This is a genomic window from Pseudoalteromonas sp. (assembly GCF_041629635.1).
Lineage (GTDB): Bacteria > Pseudomonadota > Gammaproteobacteria > Enterobacterales > Alteromonadaceae > Pseudoalteromonas.
This window is the reverse complement of the sequence record NZ_JBFKMX010000146.1, coordinates 1-8,832: the sequence shown is the minus strand read 5'-3', so window position 1 is coordinate 8,832 and position 8,832 is coordinate 1. Positions and strand designations below refer to the sequence as shown.

The 8,832-nt window shown below is 39.1% G+C and carries 6 protein-coding genes; all 6 read right to left on the bottom strand.

Going from position 1 to position 8,832, the window contains the following annotated elements; translation table 11 throughout:
- Positions 1 to 362: 362 nt before the first annotated feature.
- The 6 genes from asd to ABYD77_RS15915 all read right to left on the bottom strand — a co-directional run bounded on the left by asd (position 363) and on the right by ABYD77_RS15915 (position 8,778).
- Positions 363 to 1,469 carry an aspartate-semialdehyde dehydrogenase gene (asd, locus tag ABYD77_RS15940; protein WP_372771102.1) on the bottom strand — a complete coding sequence of 369 codons (1,107 nt, stop codon included), beginning with the start codon at positions 1,467 to 1,469 and terminating at the stop codon, positions 363 to 365.
- Between the two features lie 229 nt (positions 1,470 to 1,698).
- Positions 1,699 to 4,425 carry a TonB-dependent receptor plug domain-containing protein gene (locus tag ABYD77_RS15935; protein WP_372771101.1) on the bottom strand — a complete coding sequence of 909 codons (2,727 nt, stop codon included), beginning with the start codon at positions 4,423 to 4,425 and terminating at the stop codon, positions 1,699 to 1,701.
- Positions 4,426 to 4,502: 77 nt separating this feature from the next.
- On the bottom strand, positions 4,503 to 6,110 hold the full coding sequence (locus ABYD77_RS15930; protein ID WP_372771100.1) for a hypothetical protein: 1,608 nt from the start codon (positions 6,108 to 6,110) through the stop codon (positions 4,503 to 4,505).
- Between the two features lie 261 nt (positions 6,111 to 6,371).
- Entirely contained in the window at positions 6,372 to 7,670 is a 1,299-nt protein-coding gene (locus tag ABYD77_RS15925; RefSeq protein WP_372771099.1) for a tetratricopeptide repeat protein, read from the bottom strand.
- A gap of 92 nt (positions 7,671 to 7,762) precedes the next feature.
- A complete protein-coding gene (locus ABYD77_RS15920) occupies positions 7,763 to 8,365 on the bottom strand; it encodes an energy transducer TonB (protein WP_372771098.1) in 603 nt (200 codons plus the stop codon).
- 2 nt (positions 8,366 to 8,367) lie between these two features.
- Entirely contained in the window at positions 8,368 to 8,778 is a 411-nt protein-coding gene (locus ABYD77_RS15915) for a biopolymer transporter ExbD (protein WP_040135876.1), read from the bottom strand.
- Positions 8,779 to 8,832 lie beyond the last annotated feature (54 nt).

Sequence of the window (8,832 nt, the reverse complement as noted above, 5' to 3'; positions counted from 1 at the left end):
TGAATATTACAACAACGTTAGGCCACATCACTATAATGCTGGCCTAGCACCACATGAGTCTGAAGTAAGAAATAAAGATTCTAAAACTGTGGCCAAAATTAGTTGACCACTACACTTATAACTGTATCGATATACATAAAATTTAAAATAGTTATCGGGAGTGAATTACAAAAACTTCCAACGTCCGTTGTTCGCTCGCTAGTGTCATTCGTAAGTTTAGTGAGTTATTTTGCCTCGTTAAAACATATAAAAAGCAGCTGCAAAAACAAAATATAGGAGATTTAAAATATACTTTTACGATTGAGAGATAGAATATATAGCTAAAAAAAAGCCATTACTTTTAGTAATGGCTTTTTTACTTATTAATCTGTGATGATTCGCAGCATTCTACGAAGTGGTTCTGCAGCGCCCCAAAGTAGCTGGTCACCTACAGTAAATGCGCTGATATATTCAGGGCCCATCGATAATTTACGAATTCGACCTACTGGAATCGACAAGGTACCCGTAACATTAACAGGTGTCAGTTCTTTACTTGTAACATCACGCTCATTTGGTACAACTTTAACCCACTCATTATGTGACGCTAAAATTGACTCAATTTCTTCAACAGAAATGTCTTTTTTAAGTTTAATCGTCATTGCTTGCGAGTGACAACGCATCGCGCCAATACGCACACATAAACCATCTACAGGGATTGGTTGTTTATTGCTGCCAAGAATTTTGTTCGCTTCTACTTGCGCTTTCCATTCTTCTTTACTTTGACCTGACGGCATAGGCACATCAATCCATGGAATTAAGCTACCTGCTAATGGCACACCAAATTGATCGGTTGGTAATGAATCTGATTTAATTTTTTCAGAAACAAGTTTATCAACTTCTAAAATTGCAGAGGCAGGATCAAGTTTATCAGCAACTTCTTTATGAATTTCACCCATCTGTGTGATAAGTTCTTTCATATTGCGCGCGCCTGCACCTGATGCTGCTTGATATGTCATTGGGCTCACCCATTCAATCAAATCTTGCTCAAACAGACCACCAAGCGCTAATAACATAAGTGATACAGTACAGTTACCACCAACAAATGTTTTAACGCCCTGCTCTAACCCTTGCTTAATTACATCGAGGTTTACAGGGTCGAGAACAATAATACTGTCATCAGCCATACGAAGTGCAGAGGCAGCATCAATCCAGTAGCCATCCCAGCTTGCTTCACGTAAACCAGGGTACACTGCCTTAGTATAATCGCCGCCTTGGCAAGTTAAGATAATATCCATTTTTGCAAGTTCGTTAATGTCACTTGCATCAAGAAGTGGTTTTGCATCGCCTGCGATATCAGGGCCAAGCTGACCGGTTTGTGAGGTGGTAAAAAAGGTCGCATCAATTTTATTAAAATCACCTTCTTGTTGCATGCGCTCCATTAATACGGAGCCAACCATACCACGCCAACCGACTAAACCAACTTTTAACATAATTCAAATTCCTAAATAAAATGTAATAACTTTTTGATGCGTGAGAGTTATTAATGTTCTGCACTTGGGCAGAAATTCGAATCTATCATTTAGACTTCTAGAAATCTACCGTATAACTTGGATTGTTGAAAAAATATCATAAAAAAAAGCCCAACAATTGTTGAGCTTTTTGACTAGGTATATAAATACGCTAGGTTTAGTTGAAAGTCACTGGTTTTAGAGTCGGTTATTAAAACTCATATGAAAAATCTAAACTGATTTCCGTTGGCATTTCTTTTTGACGAATTAACACGTCATTTTGCTCAACTTCAAAGTCTTGACCTAGCACATTCTTAACTTTAAACGTAATTGTCGAGTTAAAGTTAGGATAATAACTATAAACAAAATCCAATGAATTAATTGGTTGCTCATAGGCATCATCAAAGTTATTAACACCTGCCGCTAAGATACGGTCACCGAATACGTTATAAATTACAGACGCTTGATGATTACCATTATGCGAATCATAGTTAAGCTGTAAGTTTGCTACGTATTTAGAGTGCCCCGTCATTCGACGTTCTAAATTTGTTAAATCACCACGTTGGCTCTCAAGAATGGTTACTTCAGAGTCACTCACTGTGATGTTACCTGATGTGAAGAACGCACCACCTAACATATCGGCGTGTAGTTCTGTCATCCACTCTGCTTCAATACCATAAACAACCGCGTTGTCTGCATTATCAAATTGCAGCGTGAAACGACCATCACTTTCTGTTAATAGTGCTTCAATAGGGCTGTCGATATCTTTGTAAAAAGCACCAATTGAGAAGTTATCACCACTTTCAAGATAGAACTCAACACGAGCATCAAAGTTATCAAGGTAACTGGATTCAAGATATGGATTACCTAAAGTTCGGTAATCTGTTAATGGATCTTGATACTGTACCGGAGTAAGTTCACGTAAATCAGGGCGTACAACTGTGTTACCGTAACCAAAGCGTACTTGATATGTATCTTGGCTATAAGTCATTGATAACGAGCCAAAATAATCATCTTCTAACACTGTTGCTTGTTCGATTGCTTCACTGCTTAGCTTATCAGCAAGCAATGATGGGTCGAATGCACTGCGTGAAAACGCTAATGCTACTTGGCGGAAATCCTCATAACGTACACCACCACTTAAGCGCCAGTTGTTGTTAATAGTGAAATCAAACGCACCAAAGTAAGCATCAATCATTTGTGCAGCAAGGTAATCATCAGCTGTTGGTTCTTGGAAAAGAATTTCAACGTCTGTGTTATTAACCATACTATCGTTACTAAAGTAACTGCCAATATTTAATGCTTCATCTTCACTTTGCGCTAACTCAAGTTGTTGTGTTTGTGCAAAACGGTAGTTGAAGAAATCGGTACGGTAATCACGCGTTTTTTCGATAAAGTAACCACCACCAGAGAGTTCTAAATCAGACCCTGCAAAGTAGAATACTTTATTAACATTAAGACCCCAGTTTTCGACTTGGTCTTCCATATCGACAAAACGATAAAGGTAAGGATTACCGCCGAGTGAACCGTTATAGAAGGTACGTTGATATTGACCATTTTGGTATTCATCGCGCACGGTTATTTCAAGTTCACCTGGGATCTCAGTGGTTGCTGTTGAATCAGTATAATGCCAATCTACACCGAAACCATCGAGTAAACCCCAAGTTAAGTTGTGTTGACCACGTACTTGAAGAATATCGAGTTGGCGCTCTTCAAACGATGTAGTGTGACTACGCTGAACCTGACCATCTTCGATACTTAACGACTTTGAAGGTTCTTGATAAATTGCAACTGATGCTTCATCTTCAGTATCGCGAAGTTGCATATAAGTTGCTGTTAAATCATGACCATCTAACTTATAACCTAAGTTAAATGACGTATTTAACTTAATATTATTCTTAGTGGATTGCTTGTTATTTTTAGCAGAGTAACAGGCAAAAGTATTCGTCGAACAATCACCCGTTGCAGCTGCATCAACTGCAGAAAGTACCGCTGAAAACTCTTCAGAATTTGACCATTCATTGTCGTATGCAACACTTGCTAAAAAGCCAAGTGAACCACCAAAGCCAAATAGATCATCAAAACGATCGCCGTAAACAGCTTTTACACCAAAATCTGGATTTAAACTTTCTTTTGTTAAACCATAATCACGTGGCAAAGCTTTAATTAAGTCTTTATTAAGTGCAATAGCAGCATCTTGACCAATATCACTGCCAAGTACTTTAGATTCAACATCACGAATATTACGAATAGAAATATCTGATAAGCCGTTTACATAGCGATTAAGTGCAGCGCGCACTGTACCAGGCATTGCACGTGTACCATCATCTGTGCCTAGCCAATCATCGCTACCACCTTCGTAGGTATAGCCTTTATCATTAGTGTCTTTATAGCTTGCACCAATATCAATTTTAAAAACACGTTCGTCAGGAATACTCTTAGTACGAATATTCACATCACCGCCACCAAACGCTGCTGGCATGTTTGGTGAATACGCTTTTTGTACTGATAGTGATTCAATGATACTTGATGGGAAAATATCAAGTGGAATTACGCTACGAGTTAAGTCTGGGCTAGGTACCGATGCACCATTTAAACGTACACTTGAATAACGCTCACCAAGACCTCGTACGTAGATAAACTTATCATTTACTAAGCTTAAACCTGTTACACGACGTAATGCAGAAGCTGCATCTGAGTCACCAGTACGTGAAATCTGTTCAGCACCCATGATGTCGGCAACGAAAGCTTGGTTTTTACGCTCTTCGATTACTGCACTTGCACTGCCTTTTAAACGGCTTGCTGTAGCAACAACTTCTTCAATTTCCTGTTGTACTTGTGCTTGTTCATTATCATCTGCAATTGAGGAAAATGACGAAAACGCACAAAGCACTGAAAGCGTAACTAAATTAGCTTTAAATTGCTTATTTGGTTTCATATTAAAATCCTCTAAACCGATAGTCTTATAAAAAGGTGTGGCATTTTGCCACACCAAAACTCACTATTTGGCTTAGATTATTGACCAGCGCGAGCTAGCGAAGCTTTAACAAACTCAGCCCAATCGCCAGTTGCACCTTCTTGAATTGCACCAACGTAGCCTGCGTTATCAAAGAATGAATTAACTTCGCTCATGTCTTTAGCAACAGCTGTTACTGCGTTGCCATCTTTATCCATCATTGCTGCTTTGGTAGATACACCGTCAGCTGCAAAGATGTTATCGAAGCTAGCAAAACCGATGTTTTGGTTATTGCTACCTGCAGCAAACCATGCAGCCATATCAAAACCTGCTAATTCACCTTCAAGTGCTGTGTTTACTTCTTCAAACTGAAGACCACATGCAAAGATTGCACTTTCGAACTTAATGTCTCCATTTTTAGCATTTGCGTGAACACCCGCAGCGCCAGACTTATCTTTTTCATTGTATAAGTCTAAACATGCAGCGCCTGATTCAGTTGAAGAGTTAGCGAATAAGATATTAGCCATGTGTGCTTTACCCCATTCTTTCATTTCCATACCTGCGCCAGTACGACGACCTTCTGCACCAGCAGAACCTGTACCAATTACAGTTGCGTTTGCAATGATTGGGTTAGAAACTGTTGTTACAAGACCTTGACCATCAGCAGAAAGTGGATCTTTCTTCGCGCCATCTGTTTCGAAACCGTGGTTACCATATTGCTTTGAGTGAACAAGGATGTATTGACCCATACCTTTCCAACCCTCATCCCAATCAACACCGTCATCACCAGTTTCAGTTACAACAATGTGCTTAAGGTTTACAGAACCACCAAATAGTTCGATACCGTCATCAAAACCATTATGTACGTGAACATAATCAATCGTTGTACCAGAACCAACAGCGTTAAGCGTTAAACCGTTAAGTTCATCACCTTCAACACCGTAGCCTGCATATTTAATAACAATGTGCTTTAAAATACCGCTGTTATCTTGAGGATCGTTACCACCATAGTATGAAACAATACCTTCTGCAGCGTGGTTACATAAATCTTGAGAAGCAGCTTCTGAAGAACAACGGATTGAATGACCACGGCCATTTACCTGAATTCCACCCCAGTCACCGATTTGAGCAGTTGTTGCATCGTCACCATCTACTTCTGCAATTGAAGTGAAAACGATTGGTTTATCAACTTCACCGATTGCTTCAATGTTTGCACCACGTGCAATACGGATAAAGCTTTCAGGCTTTGTAAACGCAATGGTAGCGCCTGCTTCAATTGAAAGCGTAGGGCCGTTATCATCGATTGTAGCGCCCGTTGACGTATCGACATCTTTACCGATGAATAATGCACCTTCAAATACGTGCGCACCGCCATTTTCAAGACGAGGAATAACGAAAGAGCTTGTGATATCTTTTGCGTTACTTGCGAAAGCTTGGCTATAAACACAGTTTACGCCTTCTGCTTCGCCTGTGAACTCAGCACCGTCTAGTGTGTAAGTTGCACATGAAATTTCTTCTACTGGTGTACCTGTGCTTGGGTTTGTTACAGAGTTGTCTACGCTGTTATCAATTGTTGTTGGTGTAATATTGATATCGCCACCGCCACAACCTGCAAGTGTTAATGCTGACGCAACCATGCTCACTTTAAATAAACCAGAAAGTTTCATTGTTTTCTCCGTTGATAGTTTTAAGCTTTTTCGCTTTTGTGTGCTTCTGCACTAATTTAGAATTGCGTATACGTTAGAGGGTTTATGTGTCAAATGGGTTACACTTAATTAACGTGTCGATGACAGTTTCTTGTCAGATTTTTTAAAATAGTGAATTTGAAGCTGTTGTATGGCTATTTTCGGAAGTTACTGATTTACAATGAAATAAGGGACCATGTAGGTCCCTTAGAGGTTGATTACAAATTTTATTTTATAAAACTATTACAGATACGCCTTGCTTAATGTGTCTTTATCAAGTTTTTCACGTTTCACATATTGCAACCATTGTGATGCTAAACGTTCGGCCTTTTTAAATTTCTTTGCTTGCTCAAATGCTAAAATAGCAGCATCAAAGTTTTCTAAATTATATTGCGCCATACCAAGCGCAATATACGCATTAGATTCTTGCTTCAATCCACCTTTATCTAGGGCTTCACGTGCTGAATCAGCAGCTTCATCAAACAGTTCTAAATTAAGATAAACTTCTGCTAAGCGGCGATCATACTCACCACTTTCTGTTTGTTTTGCCGCAGCAATAAAATATGGCACTGCTTTTTTATCTTCTCGTGCTTGCATATAGGCTTCAGCAACAAAAATAAGGTTTTTCGAAGATTTCTCAATGTTGCCTTGCTCAAAACCTAGCTCCATTGCATTTGCTGCTTTGTAAGCCAGACCTGAATACATATAGATTTGAGCAAGGTTTTTGAGTTTTGTACCGTCATTCAAAAAACCGCGTTGTTTTGCTGTTTCAATTAACGCAAGTTGCTTCTTATCTTGGCCAACCTCACCATACATACCCGCTAGTTGCACCCAATATTCTGGCTTATCGAAACGTAGAACCATCTCTTCAAGTACGCGTACTACGTCTTTTGGTTGGTTTAATGAATAGTAAGAAGCACGCAGTAATACATACCAATTCTCTTTAACATCTTTATTTTCAGCATCATGTAAATTAATTGCCGTATTAATAAATTGAACTGCACTTTTATAATCTTTGGCCTGGTAACTCGCGTTTGCTTTTAATTCGTAATAATTTGCTTGAGGTGGTTTCGTATTGAGCGATTCCCACTGATTTAAATAACTAATTACTTTGTCAAACTGACCTTCCGCCATGGCAAGTTGTGCCAACGAAAATATGGTATTTAATTTTAAGCTTTCTGGAATGGGGTCTTGTTTTACGACGTTTTCAAAAGCAGCCATAGCGTCGCTAACACGATTTTCATTGTAATAAATAAAACCGTAAAAGTTATACATCATCGCTATTTCATAGCTGTTCATACTTGACGATTTTTTCTTAACGATATCAAGCGCTTCAATACCCGCTGCAACATCTCCATCATCAGCAAGTTTTTGGGCACGTGCCAATTGTGAGTACACTTTATTACGAAGTGCAGGTACACGCTTTGTTTTCACTTCTTCAGCCTTAACAGAAGCAAATTCGGTATTAAAAATTGCATCGATTAGTGGCGCGCCAAATACACAGCTCACTAATGCAATACTAATTAAATTTCTTTTCAACATTGTAATTCAACCTAACTCTATTTATTTATACACACTTAACAGCGTTTAAAGTTCAGGGTTAAGGCAATGAAATCTTTCATTGCCTTAACCGATTAGCCATTAATTTGGAACGTAATCTTGTTTTGTACACCGGCTACTTCTACTGCTTCACCATTTACAACACGTGGTTTGTATTTAAACTTAAGTGCCGCATCCATGGCTGTACGATTAAATATCTCTTCTGGTTCTGCCTGTATTACCCGAGGAGCAGACACAGTACCTGACTTAGTTACTGTAAATTCAACAATCACATAACCTTCTATACCACGGCTTAACGCTCGACGTGGATAAACTGGTGATACCTTAACAATTGGAAGGTATTCACCATCACCCGAATCAAGTGCTAGGCCCGCTGCTAAATCAACATTGGTATCTACATTCGCAGAAAAATCAAAGTTACTAGCTGTTTGTGTTGTATCAGAACTACTCGCCTGTGGTGTCATTGGTGGTGGTGGCTCTTTTGGCTTTGGTGGCTTTTGCGGCTTACGTTCTTTTTTTTGTACTGACTCTTCCTGTTTGAGCCTGACAAAGTCTAAAACGTTACCTTGAACAGGTTCACTTGCCACACCATCACCACTTTGTATTAGTGCTTGCATGCCAAAAAATAACAATGCAGTAACTAAAATTGCGACTAAAGTGGAAATATAATAACGCATGTCTACGCTTCCTGAGCCGCAATTGATACGTCAAATACACCTGCAGAACGCGCTGCATCCATCACCTTAATTAGGGTGTCAGTAGTGGCTTTTTTATCTGCCTGGATTACAACGCTACCCTGAGGATTTTCAGCATGTAAACGTTCAATGTTTGCTTGTACAGCACGTACATCTACTTGGCGTTTATTGATCCAAATTTCGCCTTTGTCAGAAATCGCAACTAAGATGTTGGCACGTTCTTTTTTCACTGCTGTTGCAGCTTCAGGACGGTTCACATCAATACCTGCTTCTTTAACAAAAGTGGCTGTTACAATGAAGAAAATAAGCATGATAAATACAACATCCAACATTGGCGTCATATTGATCTCTTCGTTTTCTTCTTCTTGAAATACATTTGCTAATGGTGCTCTCATAACTAGCTCCTAAATTCTTAAAATTGGTGTTAGTGGTCTAAGACCAATTTATCG